The sequence below is a fragment of the Geobacillus sp. YHL genome, assembly GCF_022341265.1.
Lineage (GTDB): Bacteria > Bacillota > Bacilli > Bacillales > Anoxybacillaceae > Geobacillus > Geobacillus thermoleovorans.
On sequence record NZ_JAEIGB010000015.1, the window covers coordinates 54,023 to 67,619 of the forward strand.

Below are 13,597 nucleotides of genomic sequence, written 5' to 3' on the forward strand. Positions count from 1 at the left end.
AGAGCCATCGGATTTGCACGAAGTTACTAAGGAAAAAAATCGTAGTTTTGCAAAATTTTTTATCTACACATCAGTGGTAGAGGAGGGATTTGCTTGAAAGGTAAATTTCAGAAATTTTTGGTGGCCTCATCGTTTGTAGCACTACTATCTGGATTTAATTTGGTAAACTACGCTTTTGCAGACTCAGAGGTTGTAAACAATGAAAGCAGAGAAGTTAAAGAAGTGTTAGAACAAAAAGAAAAACTTAAACAAAGTGTGAATATTGATAAGTATGATTTAGTAAGAAAATCAGAATTGGGAGTTAAAAAGGGTTATGACAAGGATGACCCTAAACCGGACTGGGCGCCTGGTGATTCTTTCGGTTCACCCAAAGGTACGAATAACATATCTTTCGCGGCGTTTGCACCTGGTGATATTATTGTAGTACATGATGGTTCAGTAGTATGGGGGTACTATCGTCATGCCGCTGTATGGGACGGTACTTATTATACTGGTAGTTTAGATTCATATGCATTCATTGAAGCGAATGTAGAAAACCAACCTGGTGATGGACAAAGTAATGTCCACTATTCCACGGCAAGGAAATTTAGAAACTACGACCAAGCGGTCGGTTTATATGTCTATACTTTAGAACAGCAATTTAGAACCCTTGCCCGTAATTACATTAGAAACCAATTAGGAGAACCATATAAATTTGTAGGTTCTTACAAGTCGGATGATAGCACGTGGTATTGTAGTAAATTAGCTTGGAAAGCGTATTATGAGATGGGGAATCGTGACTTGGATTACGATGGCGGGCTATACGTTTATCCGGACGATATTTATCAAGACGGAGATACTAAAATATTTGCAACTGGTTCATGACTCTGCTGATTAATACGCCATACTTGATGGTAAAATAATCTTTAGAAGGTTAGTGAAAAACTAGTTTTTTGCTCAAATCGGGGGTATTTGATTAGAATTTTGCACTAAATAACCGGGTGACCTTCATAGGCGGAGGAGGGGTCTCGAGCCCGGTGCGTGGCACTGTTTCTCTCCGCCAACGTAAAGGGGACGCTCCACGGGATGTTGACCGAATCGGCCTCAGCTCATGCTCGTACGGCGGTTGTTACCGTGTGTGGACCTTCAGAGCTTCTAGCGAGGCCGATTCATACGCGCTGTAAAGGGCCTTGTTCGTCGCATCGGCGTGAAGACTCGGGGAGAAAGGCCTCTTTTGGGGAAATATGAATCAAGCAAGCGCTAATGATGTGGTGAATGCTGTCCTTATACAGGCGGTCGAGACGATGAGCCAACGCATCGTCATTCAACAGGAAAGGATGGAGCCTTAGGATGGATGAGTTTATCCAAGTCAATCGTGTGATCCCATTGTTCCAAGTGAACGAGGTTTTCTCAATTTTTAAGTAGTCCTATTTTGATGAACACTTATTTACGAGGGGCTGTATAATGAAGAAAATCATGATTTTCATTTATTGCATCTGTTTGTTTTTAATGGTGGGGTGTGAGAAATGGGAAGAAATAGTCTCCCGAAACGATACAAAACTGAAGGTTCCCCCAGCCTTTGTTGCACTTACTGATGGAGATAGCAAATTAATTTTTCTTGATAAAAAGCTGAATATAGTCAAAGAAATTGAAAATAAAAATAAATTTCAAAGCTTTTCTATAGAAGGAAATCGAGTTTATGCAATAGATGATGGTACATATACAGGAACTCAACCATCGATGCTTATCATCAATCTTTCGAGTGGTCATGTGGAAAAGAAATTAAAGTTGCCGCATGTTCCGTCGTCTTATGCGGTACTAAACCAAAAAGTTTACATGGCTTCATCTGAAATATTTAGAGAAGGCATGCCTTTTTTTGTTGTGAATATGTCTAGTGGGAAAGTAGAAAACTTGACATTTACCACTGGAATGGTCAGTACAATGAAACATTACAAAAATGAAATTTTCATTACTATAAATTCTGGTGGTAAATCCAGTGAGCATAGCAACGTATATAGGGTACAAATGCATGATGCATCCCTTTCCTTTCATCCTGTCATTAAAGATAATATTGAATTACCACCAAGTGATTTTGTGATCGAAGATAACAAAATGTACTGTGTTTTTACAGGCTTTTCTTACGGGCCAAGGCCGGGATGGGTGAAAAATCCTGAAAGATATACAAATAAGCTTATGGTTGTAGACTTGAATAATGGCAAAATTATTTCTGAGAAACAATTGTCTAAACCTTTTCCTCAAAAAATAATTAATATTGGTAATAAATTATACATTAATAATTATACGGATTTAGATATGCAAGGGGAGTTTTTTACAATAATTGATAAAAATAACTTGAGTGAATCTTTTTTTGCAATAGAAAATCCAGCGTATTTTGACTACAACAAGCGATTTGACGAATTCATAGTTTCGAATCCTCGAAATGGAACTCTGCGATTAGTTAAAAACGGTAAAGTAATCAAAAAAATTAAAGTTGGAGATAATTGTAGTATAGTTAAAGCGGTTCAAAAAAAATAAACTTTACGTAGATGAGCATGGTTTCTCAGCCAAACGTTGCACTTGGCTATTTTCAAACATGTCTTAGTTTCTTCGTCAAGGAGAAATCCATCTTGGTTTGGAAAGTTCAGGAATCCTTAGAAGGTCGGTGAAAAACCATGATTTTTCGCTCCATCGGTATTTTCTGTTGTAAGAGAAGAACGGATTTTCAAAGGTTTCTCAACTTGAGAAAAGTGCGTTTCGGGCTGATTTTTCATGAAGTCGCCGGTCTTTTAGGTGCTGTTCTCTTTCCTCTTCAAATGAGCGGACATTGTCCTGTTTAGGATAAAGCGATGGGCGGAGGTGGTTTGGTCGCTTATAATATTATTTGAATAATCAGGATATTAAAGGGTAGCGTCAAAAAATCTATGAAAAGTCATCACGAGCTGCCTTTTGCTAATAAATAAATCGGGTTTCCATCGACGACAAGAGAGAGCGCCTCTGGAATCGAAGGCAACTTCTTTAGGACGTCATCCATGGCACGAATCGCAGACAGCGTATCTCGATTGGGCGAAACGCGATAAGACCATACGATTTTTTTACGGCATCCAACATAAAGAACAAGTAATGCCAACGTCCTTTGACGCGAATATACGTCTCGTCTCCACAAAAGGAGCCAGACAGTTCGTAAGGAAAATGATCGATGAAAGGCTTGACGATCAGCGTGACACGGTTGGCATAGTTAATGATGGTCTGATGGGAAATCGACACCCCATGCACGTCCTTCATGACGCCCGCTGTTTTTCGAGAAGACATCCCGTAGTTGACGTGATACGTCAAAATCAGCCCAAGGATGTGAGAAGACACCGATAACGGGACAAATCCACCTTTGGCTTTTTCGGAGAGGACGGTACCAATGGACGAAAGTCAAACAGAAATTCTCGGTAAAGGTACCGAACTTTAAAGGCATGGGGTTTCTGTTTAAATCGTTTCCGTTCGTGGGTGTTCATGCGCCGAAGGCTCGTTTGGTAAAACGAACAATCATCGTTTTTGCACTTGTAGATGTGGTAATCTTTACGCTCTTTGATCTTCTCCAGTGTCTTGAAGCAGTGCGGACAACGCATGATGGCTTGAAGTGGCTGAAAGATGAAGTCATCGCCAATGTCTTGCATAAAGATCAAAACGATATTGACCAGTCAATCACTCGTTTTGAACAATACGTCTTACAGCACCCAGATGAGGTATTACGCCGCATCGGGTGTGCTGCGTGAACCAGAGGTTAAAATTTTAATTTGGATGTATATATACCTTTGATTATAAAGAGCCGTTGTTAAAAATTATTTCTAAGCAAGTTCAGTTGGAAGAAGTATAGCGCTACTCGTCATGGATTTTAACAAAGAGATGAGGAAGATTAACAACGAAAAGGGGATGACTCAAAAGCTCCTTTTTGATGAAATTTCACTGAAGTATGTGAAAGAGGCCACCTCTGAAACCCTTGGTTTTACTGGTGATCTCTTTTGCCATGTTGCCCCAGAAAGGAGCATTACCGCTCTTTTGGGTCGGCACCTTTTTGCATGAATTGACGCACTCGAGATAATTTTGCACAAATTTTACACGATATAAAATAACAAGTCACTCAAGCCTTGAAATATCAATACTTGAGATATATGGTTATAATCCTGCCGAGGAAAAACAGCCGCCTAGGCGGCTGTTTTTCTTTTAGATCAGCAGCGGACGCGCCGCTTTCCTCGAGAGGGTTCCCAAATCAAGGGCTCGGGCGGGGCATTGGGTTTTTTCGTCTGAACAGGCGCCGGTTCGGGCGGTCGCCAAGGCCGCTTTCCGCCGTCAAAAATTTCTCCTACCCCCTCCCGCTCCCGTTGTGTACAATAAAAGAAAGGGAGGCGTGACGATGAGGGCGGAGTTATGGCAAGAGCAGCGGCTGCAGTTGTCGCTGACAAAGGAACTGGTGCAGGCGATTGAACTGTTGCAATATTCCGCAGTGGATTTGGAAGCGTTTTTATATGAACAGTCGCTGGAAAACCCGTTTTTGGAAATTCGCCGCACCCGGGTGCGGCAACGGCCAAGCCGGACAGAAAGAGACCAAAAGCAATGGCTCGAGAACATTGGCGCCCGCGCAGAGACACTTGTTGGCCATTTGCTTTCTCAGCTGCCTGCGTTGAAGCTGGCCGATCGGGAAGAGCGCATCGTCCGTTATCTCATTGCCTCGCTCGATGAGGATGGCTATTTGCGCGTGCCGCTTGCCGAGCTGGCGGCGCGGTTTTCCGCATCGGAACAAGAGATGGAACGGGGGCTGCGCCTTGTGCAGTCGCTCGACCCGCCGGGAGTCGGCGCCCGCGATTTGGCGGAATGCCTCTTGCTGCAACTGGAACGTCTTCCTGAGCGCGACGAGCTGGCGGAGATGATCGTCCGCTACCATTTTGTCCCCTTTGCGGAAAAGTCGTGGAAAACGCTGGCCAAGCAGCTTGGCGTCAGCCTTGGCGAACTGCAACGCGTCTTCGAGCTCATTCGCACACTCGAGCCGCGGCCAGGCATTCACTATTCGAGCGAAACACCGCCTTTGGTGGTGCCGGATGTCATCGTCGTCCGCGGGGCGGAAGGGGACTGGATGGCCGCCTATAATGATGACATCCATCCGGAGCTCGGATGGAATCGGGAGTACGAGCGGCGCATCGCTGCATCCGGCGACCGGCATGCCGAACAGTTTATCAAAGAAAAATATCGGCAGTTTACATGGCTCGCGAAAAGTTTGGAGCAACGGAAACAGACGCTTCTCCATTTGACGGCCGTCATCATCGACCGCCAGCGCCCGTGTTTGGAGTTGGGGCTTTCGGCGCTCAAGCCGATGACGATGCGCGAGGTGGCCGAGGAGCTCGGCGTTCATGAATCGACGGTGAGCCGCGCGGTCCGGCATAAATATGTGCAAACGCCGTTTGGCACCGTGGAGCTGCGCCGTTTCTTTTCGAATGCCGCGACGGCCGCAGGGGATGAAGCGGCATCGTCCGCCCGCGTGAAAGCGATCATTGAGGCCCTTATTTCCGAGGAAGATCGGCGGGCGCCGCTGTCTGACCAACAGCTTGCTGATTTGCTTCGTGATCGGCACGGCATCGCCATTTCGCGCCGCACGGTCGCCAAATACCGCGAGCAGCTGCGCATCCCGTCTTCGGCAAAGCGGAGGCAATATATCGGCCTGCCGTAACGGGCGGCCAATCGAAACGGCAACTGCTGTAGAAAGAGAGGAAGAAATGAATGCATATCCGATTGTATACGAAAACCAATTGCCCGCTCTGCGACAAAGCGAAAGCCGTTTTGACGGAGCTGCGGGCGGACTATTCGTTTACGCTGGAAGAAATTGATATTTACAAAGATGATGAACTGCTGGAAAAATATCAGCTGATGATCCCGGTTGTGGAATTGGATGGCGAAGAAATCGGCTGGGGAGCGATTGAAAAAGAAGCGGTGAGAAAACGGTTGCGGCGGGCGCAAAACAGTTGAACGGCTATCGTCCTCCTGCTATAATGAAAATGGCGCGGGAGGAATTTTTTATGGCACTGCGGGACATAATATGTCATACCGGGACATAATATGTCCCTATATTCAATCGAGGAGAAAGGATCCATGCAGCCGTTATTGGAGGCACAAAAAAAATTATTGCCTGACTTGCTTGACGTTATGCAAAAACGATATCAAATTTTGCACTCCATTTCGCTTATGGCGCCGATCGGGCGGCGGGCGCTGGCGGCGAGCCTCGGCATGAGTGAGCGGGTGCTCCGGTCGGAAACAGAATTTTTGAAAGGACAAAACTTGCTTTCCGCCGATGTGTCGGGCATGCGGTTGACGGAGGAAGGCCAGGCGCTCCTTCATACGCTCAATGATTTGATGCGGGAAGCGCTCGGACTCAAAGAGCTGGAAGCCGCGCTGCAGGAACAGCTCGGCATTCCGCGGGTGATTGTCGTTGCCGGGGATAGCGACCGTTCCCCTTGGGTAAAAAAAGAAATGGGTAGAGCGTGTGTCGCCTGCATGAAGGAGCTGCTTGAGCCCGGGGACATCGTCGCCGTGGCCGGCGGAACGACGATGGCGGCGGTCGCGGAGATGATGACGCCGGATTCGAAGCTTCGCGATGTGTTGTTCGTGCCGGCGCGCGGCGGCCTTGGCGAAGATGTCGAGAATCAGGCGAACACGATTTGTGCGAAAATGGCGGAAAAAGCGATGGGCCGCTATCGGTTGCTGCACGTGCCTGACCAGCTGAGCGATGAAGCGTACGCGTCGCTTGTCGAAGAGCCGGCGGTGAAAGAAGTGCTTGAGCTCATCCAATCATGCCGCATGGTCGTCCATGGCATCGGTGAAGCGGTGACGATGGCCAAGCGGCGGAAGACGCCGCCTGTAGAGATGGAGAACATCATCGCCCGCCATGCGGTCGCCGAGGCGTTCGGCTACTATTTCAACGAGTACGGCGACGTCGTCCATAAAGTGAAAACAGTCGGCATTCAACTTGAACACCTCCCGCATGTCGAGCATGTCATCGCCGTCGCCGGAGGGGCGTCGAAGGCGAAAGCCATTCGCGCGTACATGAAACGGGCGCCGCACTCGCTATTGGTGACGGACGAAGGAGCCGCAAAAGCGTTCGTAGGGGAGTAATCTCCCTTGCTGATACAATCCAATCGCAAGGAGGAAAATAAGATGGCAGTCAAAGTGGGAATCAACGGATTTGGCCGCATCGGACGCAACGTCTTCCGCGCGGCATTGAAAAACCCGGACATTGAAGTGGTGGCGGTGAACGATTTAACCGATGCGAATACGCTTGCTCATTTGTTGAAGTACGACTCCGTCCATGGCCGTCTGGATGCCGAAGTGTCGGTGAACGGCAACAACTTGGTCGTCAACGGCAAAGAAATCATCGTCAAGGCGGAACGCGATCCGGCGAACTTGGCGTGGGGCGAGATCGGCGTTGACATCGTCGTTGAGTCGACCGGCCGCTTCACGAAACGCGAAGACGCCGCCAAACATTTGGAAGCGGGTGCGAAAAAAGTGATCATTTCCGCACCGGCGAAAGACGAGGATATTACGATCGTCATGGGCGTCAACCAAGACAAATACGATCCGAAAGCCCATCATGTCATCTCGAACGCTTCGTGCACGACGAACTGCTTGGCGCCGTTTGCCAAAGTGCTGCATGAAAAATTCGGCATCGTCCGCGGCATGATGACGACCGTTCACTCGTACACAAACGACCAACAAATTTTGGACTTGCCGCATAAAGATTTGCGCCGGGCTCGCGCGGCCGCGGAATCGATCATTCCGACGACGACCGGGGCGGCGAAAGCTGTTGCGCTTGTCTTGCCGGAACTGAAAGGCAAATTGAACGGCATGGCAATGCGCGTGCCGACGCCGAACGTATCAGTTGTCGACTTGGTGGCGGAATTGGAAAAAGAAGTGACGGTCGAAGAAGTGAATGCCGCGTTGAAAGCAGCAGCGGAAGGCGAGCTGAAAGGCATTTTGGCCTACAGCGAAGAACCGCTCGTGTCGCGCGACTACAACGGCAGCACCGCTTCGTCGACGATCGACGCGTTGTCGACAATGGTCATTGAAGGCAAAATGGTGAAAGTCGTTTCGTGGTATGACAACGAAACGGGCTATTCGCACCGCGTCGTCGACTTGGCCGCCTACATCGCCTCGAAAGGGCTGTAAAACCAGCTTGGCGTTGAGTTTTCCATCCGTTCAAGTCTATAATAGGGAAATGGAGGGGAGCGGGGAAATGATCCCCACTCCTTTTCCTTTGTCCAAACTGCAGCCAAAAGGGGGCACGAACGATGAACAAGAAGACGATCCGCGACGTTGAGGTGAGGGGAAAGCGCGTCTTTTGCCGCGTCGATTTCAACGTTCCGATGGAGCAAGGCGCCATCACCGATGACACGCGCATTCGCGCCGCACTCCCGACGATCCGCTATTTGATCGAGCACGGGGCGAAAGTCATTTTGGCGAGCCACCTCGGCCGCCCGAAAGGAAAAGTGGTCGAAGAATTGCGTTTGGATGCCGTTGCGAAGCGGCTCGGCGAGCTGCTTGAACGGCCGGTCGCCAAAACGAATGAAGCGGTCGGCGATGAGGTGAAAGCGGCGGTCGACCGTTTGAACGAAGGCGACGTGCTCTTGCTTGAGAACGTCCGTTTTTACCCTGGCGAAGAGAAAAACGATCCAGAGCTGGCCAAAGCGTTTGCGGAGCTCGCGGATCTGTATGTCAACGATGCGTTCGGCGCCGCCCACCGCGCTCATGCGTCGACGGAAGGCATCGCCCATTACTTGCCTGCGGTGGCCGGGTTTTTGATGGAAAAAGAACTCGAAGTGCTCGGCAAAGCGCTCTCGAATCCGGACCGCCCGTTTACGGCGATCATCGGCGGCGCGAAAGTGAAAGACAAAATCGGCGTCATCGACAATTTGCTTGAAAAAGTTGACAACTTGATCATCGGCGGCGGACTGGCGTATACGTTCGTCAAAGCGCTCGGCCATGACGTCGGCAAGTCGCTGCTTGAGGAGGACAAAATCGAACTCGCCAAATCGTTTATGGAAAAGGCGAAAGAAAAAGGCGTCCGTTTTTATATGCCGGTGGACGTGGTCGTCGCCGACCGGTTTGCGAACGACGCCAACACGAAAGTCGTCGCCATCGACGCCATTCCGAGCGATTGGGAGGCGCTTGACATCGGCCCGAAAACGCGCGAATTGTACCGCGATGTCATTCGTCAATCGAAGCTCGTTGTCTGGAACGGCCCGATGGGCGTCTTTGAAATGGAAGCGTTCGCCCATGGGACAAAAGCGATCGCCGAAGCACTGGCGGAAGCGCCCGACACCTATTCGGTCATCGGCGGCGGGGATTCGGCGGCGGCGGTTGAGAAATTCGGCTTGGCCGACAAAATGGATCATATCTCCACCGGCGGCGGCGCTTCGCTCGAGTTTATGGAAGGAAAACAGCTGCCGGGTGTCGTCGCGCTCGAAGACAAATGACCCACGGCGCCGGATTGGGCGCATGGCGGCTGACGCCGCCCATTGAAAGGAAGGGTGAACGATGAGAAAACGCATCATTGCAGGCAACTGGAAAATGCATAAAACATTGGCGGAAGCTGTTCAATTTGTCGAGAACGTAAAAGGGCACGTGCCGCCGGCCGACGAAGTCGATTCCGTCGTTTGCGCGCCGTTTCTCTTTTTGGATCGGTTGGTGCAAGCGGCAGACGGCACGGATTTAAAAATCGGGGCGCAAACGATGCACTTTGCCGATCAAGGGGCGTACACAGGCGAAGTGAGCCCGGTCATGCTGAAAGACCTCGGCGTCACGTACGTCATCCTCGGCCATTCGGAGCGCCGGCAAATGTTCGCCGAAACAGATGAGACCGTGAACAAAAAAGTGTTGGCCGCCTTCACCCGCGGGCTTATACCGATTATTTGCTGCGGCGAATCGCTTGAGGAGCGGGAAGCGGGGCAGACGAACGCCGTTGTCGCCTCGCAAGTGGAAAAAGCGCTCGCCGGCTTGACGCCGGAACAAGTGAAGCAAGCGGTCATCGCTTACGAGCCGATTTGGGCGATCGGGACGGGCAAATCATCAACACCGGAAGACGCCAACAGCGTCTGCGGCCATATCCGTTCGGTTGTTTCGCGCCTGTTTGGCCCGGAGGCGGCGGAAGCGATCCGCATTCAATACGGCGGTAGCGTCAAACCGGACAACATCCGCGACTTCTTGGCGCAAGAACAGATCGACGGCGCCTTAGTCGGCGGGGCGAGCCTCGAGCCGGCTTCATTCTTGCAATTGGTGGAGGCGGGGCGCCATGAGTAAACAACCGGTTGCGCTCATCATTTTAGACGGATTTGCGCTGCGCGACGAAACGTACGGCAATGCGGTCGCTCAGGCGAACAAACCGAACTTTGACCGCTATTGGAACGAATACCCGCACACAACGCTCAAGGCATGCGGCGAGGCGGTCGGGCTTCCGGAAGGGCAGATGGGCAACTCCGAGGTCGGACACTTGAACATCGGCGCCGGGCGCATTGTATACCAAAGCTTAACGCGGGTCAACATCGCCATTCGCGAAGGCGAGTTTGACCGGAATGAAACGTTTTTGGCGGCGATGAACCATGTGAAAGAGCATGGGACGAGCTTGCATTTGTTTGGTCTGCTGTCCGACGGCGGGGTGCACAGCCATATTCACCATTTGTACGCCCTCTTGCGCTTAGCGGCGAAAGAAGGCGTGAAGCGCGTGTACATCCACGGCTTTTTGGACGGCCGCGACGTCGGCCCGCAAACGGCGCCGCAATACATTAAAGAACTGCAGGAAAAAATCAAGGAATATGGCGTCGGCGAAATCGCGACGTTGTCGGGCCGCTACTACTCGATGGACCGCGACAAGCGGTGGGACCGCGTCGAGAAGGCGTACCGGGCGATGGTGTACGGCGAAGGGCCGACGTACCGCGATCCGCTCGAATGCATCGAGGACTCGTACAAACACGGCATTTACGACGAATTCGTCCTGCCGTCGGTCATCGTCCGCGAAGACGGTCGGCCGGTGGCGACGATTCAAGACAATGACGCGATTATCTTCTATAATTTCCGCCCTGACCGGGCGATCCAAATTTCAAACACGTTTACGAACGAAGATTTCCGCGAGTTTGACCGCGGCCCGAAACATCCGAAGCATTTGTTCTTTGTCTGCTTGACCCATTTCAGCGAAACGGTGAAAGGGTACGTGGCGTTCAAGCCGACGAACCTTGACAACACGCTTGGGGAAGTGCTGTCGCAGCACGGACTGCGCCAACTGCGCATCGCCGAGACCGAAAAATATCCGCACGTGACGTTTTTTATGAGCGGCGGCCGCGAAGAGAAATTTCCAGGCGAAGACCGGATTTTGATCAACTCGCCGAAAGTGCCGACGTATGACTTGAAGCCGGAAATGAGCGCCTATGAAGTGACCGATGCGCTGCTCAAGGAAATTGAAGCCGATAAGTACGATGCGATCATTTTGAACTACGCCAACCCGGATATGGTCGGCCATTCGGGCAAGCTCGAACCGACGATCAAGGCGGTGGAGGCAGTGGACGAATGCCTCGGCAAAGTCGTCGATGCCATTTTGGCCAAAGGCGGCATCGCCATCATCACCGCCGACCACGGCAACGCCGATGAAGTATTGACGCCGGACGGCAAGCCGCAAACGGCTCATACGACGAATCCGGTGCCGGTCATCGTGACGAAAAAAGGCATCAAGCTTAGAGACGGCGGCATCTTAGGCGATTTGGCGCCGACGATGCTCGATTTGCTCGGCTTGCCGCAGCCGAAAGAAATGACGGGGAAATCGTTGATTGTCAAATAATGATGATCTTGAGAAAACGATACGAAAAGGAGTGTGTTCCCATGTCTGCCATTATCGATGTCTACGCTCGCGAAGTGCTCGATTCGCGCGGCAACCCGACGGTGGAAGTGGAAGTGTACACAGAAGACGGCGGCTTCGGCCGCGCCTTGGTGCCGAGCGGCGCCTCGACCGGGGAATATGAAGCGGTCGAACTGCGCGACGGCGATAAAAACCGCTACCTCGGCAAAGGGGTGTTAAAAGCGGTCGAAAACGTCAACGAAATCATCGCGCCGGAAATCATCGGCCTGGAGGTCGCCGACCAAGTGGCGATCGACCGGAAGCTGATTGAATTAGACGGCACGGAAAACAAAAGCAAGCTTGGCGCCAACGCCATTTTGGGCGTCTCGCTCGCCGTGGCCCGCGCGGCAGCGGACGAGCTTGGCCTGCCGCTGTACCAATACTTAGGCGGCTTTAACGCCAAAACGCTGCCGGTGCCGATGATGAACATTTTAAACGGCGGCGCGCATGCGGACAACAACGTCGACATTCAAGAATTTATGATCATGCCGGTCGGCGCGGAAAGCTTCCGCGAAGCGCTGCGCATGGGGGCGGAAATTTTCCACAGCTTAAAAGCGGTGCTGAAAGCGAAAGGCTACAACACCGCCGTCGGCGATGAAGGAGGCTTCGCCCCGAACTTGAAATCGAACGAAGAAGCGCTGCAAACGATCATCGAAGCGATCGAAAAAGCCGGCTACAAACCGGGCGAACAAGTGATGCTCGCCATGGACGTTGCCTCGTCCGAGCTGTACAACAAAGAAGACGGCAAATATCATCTTGAAGGCGAAGGCGTTGTGAAAACGTCGGAAGAAATGGTCGCTTGGTATGAAGAGCTTGTATCGAAATATCCGATCATCTCGATCGAAGACGGGCTCGATGAAAACGACTGGGAAGGCCATAAACTGCTGACCGAGCGGCTCGGCAAAAAAGTGCAGCTTATCGGCGACGACTTGTTTGTCACAAGCACGAAAAAACTGGCCGAAGGCATTGAAAAAGGCGTCGGCAACTCGATTTTGATCAAAGTGAACCAAATCGGCACGCTCACCGAAACGTTTGACGCCATCGAAATGGCGAAACGCGCCGGCTACACCGCCGTCGTCTCGCACCGCTCCGGCGAAACGGAAGACAGCACGATCGCCGACATCGCCGTCGCAACAAACGCGGGTCAAATTAAAACAGGTGCTCCATCACGCACCGACCGCGTCGCGAAATACAACCAGCTGCTCCGCATTGAAGATGAACTCGGCCACACGGCCATTTACCAAGGCATCCGCTCGTTTTACAATTTGAAAAAATAACGGGAACAGGCGTCCCCAACGGAGGGGGCGCCTGTCGTTTTGACGGAGGCGAAAAGAGAATCGAATGGCTGGCGGTGATCAAGACGTCTTGATGCATTCAGGAAAGCTGCGCCTCTCCTTTAGACGGGAGAGGAAACAGCCGTTTTATGCTGCACAGTGTAGCGTTGGATGTTGTCTCATGATGAAGAGAAAGTCAAGTATCATCATTTGTAGAAAATAGTCGAATTTTTTGTAATGATTTATATAAATTGAAATAAAGGTTTTCTCCCGTTCCACGGCGAATAAATACAAAGAGAAAATAGGGGAACGGAGAGAAAATATGATGCCAAATCACAAAGACGAGATCGAAAAGTTGTCCACTGCCATGAAAGAAGCAAAAAGTAAACGAGCATATGAACGCTACCAAGCGATTTATCTTCATTTGCAG

11 protein-coding genes and 2 pseudogenes are annotated in these 13,597 nt (G+C 50.9%); 11 read left to right on the forward strand and 2 right to left on the reverse strand.

Annotation, left to right across the window (positions count from 1 at the left end; genetic code table 11):
* Positions 1-93 precede the first annotated feature (93 nt).
* Positions 94-864 carry a YiiX/YebB-like N1pC/P60 family cysteine hydrolase gene (locus JCR24_RS12720; protein ID WP_033026240.1) on the forward strand — a complete coding sequence of 257 codons (771 nt, stop codon included), beginning with the start codon at positions 94-96 and terminating at the stop codon, positions 862-864.
* A gap of 110 nt (positions 865-974) precedes the next feature.
* Here JCR24_RS12720 and JCR24_RS17585 read toward each other — a convergent pair.
* Positions 975-1,383 (reverse strand): annotated as a pseudogene (locus tag JCR24_RS17585) (DUF4277 domain-containing protein); the annotation flags it as partial.
* A 60-nt stretch (positions 1,384-1,443) separates the two neighbouring features.
* Here JCR24_RS17585 and JCR24_RS12725 point away from each other — a divergent pair.
* Positions 1,444-2,514 (forward strand): hypothetical protein, encoded by a 1,071-nt coding sequence (locus tag JCR24_RS12725; protein ID WP_081133120.1) that lies wholly within the window; start codon positions 1,444-1,446, stop codon positions 2,512-2,514.
* A gap of 409 nt (positions 2,515-2,923) precedes the next feature.
* Here the strand turns inward: JCR24_RS12725 and JCR24_RS12730 are convergent.
* Positions 2,924-3,605: pseudogene (locus JCR24_RS12730) on the reverse strand (IS6 family transposase); the annotation flags it as partial.
* Here JCR24_RS12730 and JCR24_RS12735 point away from each other — a divergent pair.
* The 9 genes from JCR24_RS12735 to eno all read left to right on the forward strand — a co-directional run bounded on the left by JCR24_RS12735 (position 3,498) and on the right by eno (position 13,170).
* Positions 3,498-3,743, forward strand: coding sequence for a hypothetical protein (locus JCR24_RS12735; RefSeq protein ID WP_223813765.1), 246 nt, complete (start codon positions 3,498-3,500; stop codon positions 3,741-3,743). The pseudogene JCR24_RS12730 and the gene JCR24_RS12735 sit on opposite strands and share 108 nt — an antisense overlap.
* 638 nt (positions 3,744-4,381) lie before the next feature.
* Entirely contained in the window at positions 4,382-5,689 is a 1,308-nt protein-coding gene (gene rpoN / locus JCR24_RS12740; RefSeq protein ID WP_238980750.1) for an RNA polymerase factor sigma-54, read from the forward strand.
* Between the two features lie 50 nt (positions 5,690-5,739).
* Positions 5,740-5,985, forward strand: a complete 246-nt coding sequence (locus JCR24_RS12745; RefSeq protein WP_014196719.1) for a glutaredoxin family protein — start codon at positions 5,740-5,742, stop codon at positions 5,983-5,985.
* A gap of 123 nt (positions 5,986-6,108) precedes the next feature.
* Entirely contained in the window at positions 6,109-7,128 is a 1,020-nt protein-coding gene (locus JCR24_RS12750) for a sugar-binding transcriptional regulator (RefSeq protein WP_011232529.1), read from the forward strand.
* Between the two features lie 42 nt (positions 7,129-7,170).
* Positions 7,171-8,178 (forward strand): type I glyceraldehyde-3-phosphate dehydrogenase, encoded by a 1,008-nt coding sequence (gap, locus tag JCR24_RS12755; RefSeq protein ID WP_011232528.1) that lies wholly within the window; start codon positions 7,171-7,173, stop codon positions 8,176-8,178.
* Between the two features lie 122 nt (positions 8,179-8,300).
* A complete protein-coding gene (locus JCR24_RS12760) occupies positions 8,301-9,485 on the forward strand; it encodes a phosphoglycerate kinase (RefSeq protein WP_011232527.1) in 1,185 nt (394 codons plus the stop codon).
* 61 nt (positions 9,486-9,546) lie between these two features.
* Positions 9,547-10,308 carry a triose-phosphate isomerase gene (tpiA, locus tag JCR24_RS12765; protein ID WP_011232526.1) on the forward strand — a complete coding sequence of 254 codons (762 nt, stop codon included), beginning with the start codon at positions 9,547-9,549 and terminating at the stop codon, positions 10,306-10,308.
* Positions 10,301-11,836, forward strand: coding sequence for a 2,3-bisphosphoglycerate-independent phosphoglycerate mutase (gpmI, locus tag JCR24_RS12770; protein ID WP_238980751.1), 1,536 nt, complete (start codon positions 10,301-10,303; stop codon positions 11,834-11,836). The genes tpiA and gpmI overlap by 8 nt, the downstream gene beginning before the upstream one ends.
* A 41-nt stretch (positions 11,837-11,877) precedes the next feature.
* On the forward strand, positions 11,878-13,170 hold the full coding sequence (gene eno / locus JCR24_RS12775) for a phosphopyruvate hydratase (RefSeq protein ID WP_238980752.1): 1,293 nt from the start codon (positions 11,878-11,880) through the stop codon (positions 13,168-13,170).
* The last annotated feature ends 427 nt before the right edge of the window (positions 13,171-13,597 follow it).

Coding starts and splice junctions, on each gene's coding strand:
- JCR24_RS12725 (WP_081133120.1), top strand. CDS start 1,444: ATGAAGAAAATCATGATTTTCATTTATTGCATCTGTTTGTTTTTAATG.
- rpoN (WP_238980750.1), top strand. CDS start 4,382: ATGAGGGCGGAGTTATGGCAAGAGCAGCGGCTGCAGTTGTCGCTGACA.
- JCR24_RS12745 (WP_014196719.1), top strand. CDS start 5,740: ATGCATATCCGATTGTATACGAAAACCAATTGCCCGCTCTGCGACAAA.
- JCR24_RS12750 (WP_011232529.1), top strand. CDS start 6,109: ATGCAGCCGTTATTGGAGGCACAAAAAAAATTATTGCCTGACTTGCTT.
- gap (WP_011232528.1), top strand. CDS start 7,171: ATGGCAGTCAAAGTGGGAATCAACGGATTTGGCCGCATCGGACGCAAC.
- JCR24_RS12760 (WP_011232527.1), top strand. CDS start 8,301: ATGAACAAGAAGACGATCCGCGACGTTGAGGTGAGGGGAAAGCGCGTC.
- tpiA (WP_011232526.1), top strand. CDS start 9,547: ATGAGAAAACGCATCATTGCAGGCAACTGGAAAATGCATAAAACATTG.
- gpmI (WP_238980751.1), top strand. CDS start 10,301: ATGAGTAAACAACCGGTTGCGCTCATCATTTTAGACGGATTTGCGCTG.
- eno (WP_238980752.1), top strand. CDS start 11,878: ATGTCTGCCATTATCGATGTCTACGCTCGCGAAGTGCTCGATTCGCGC.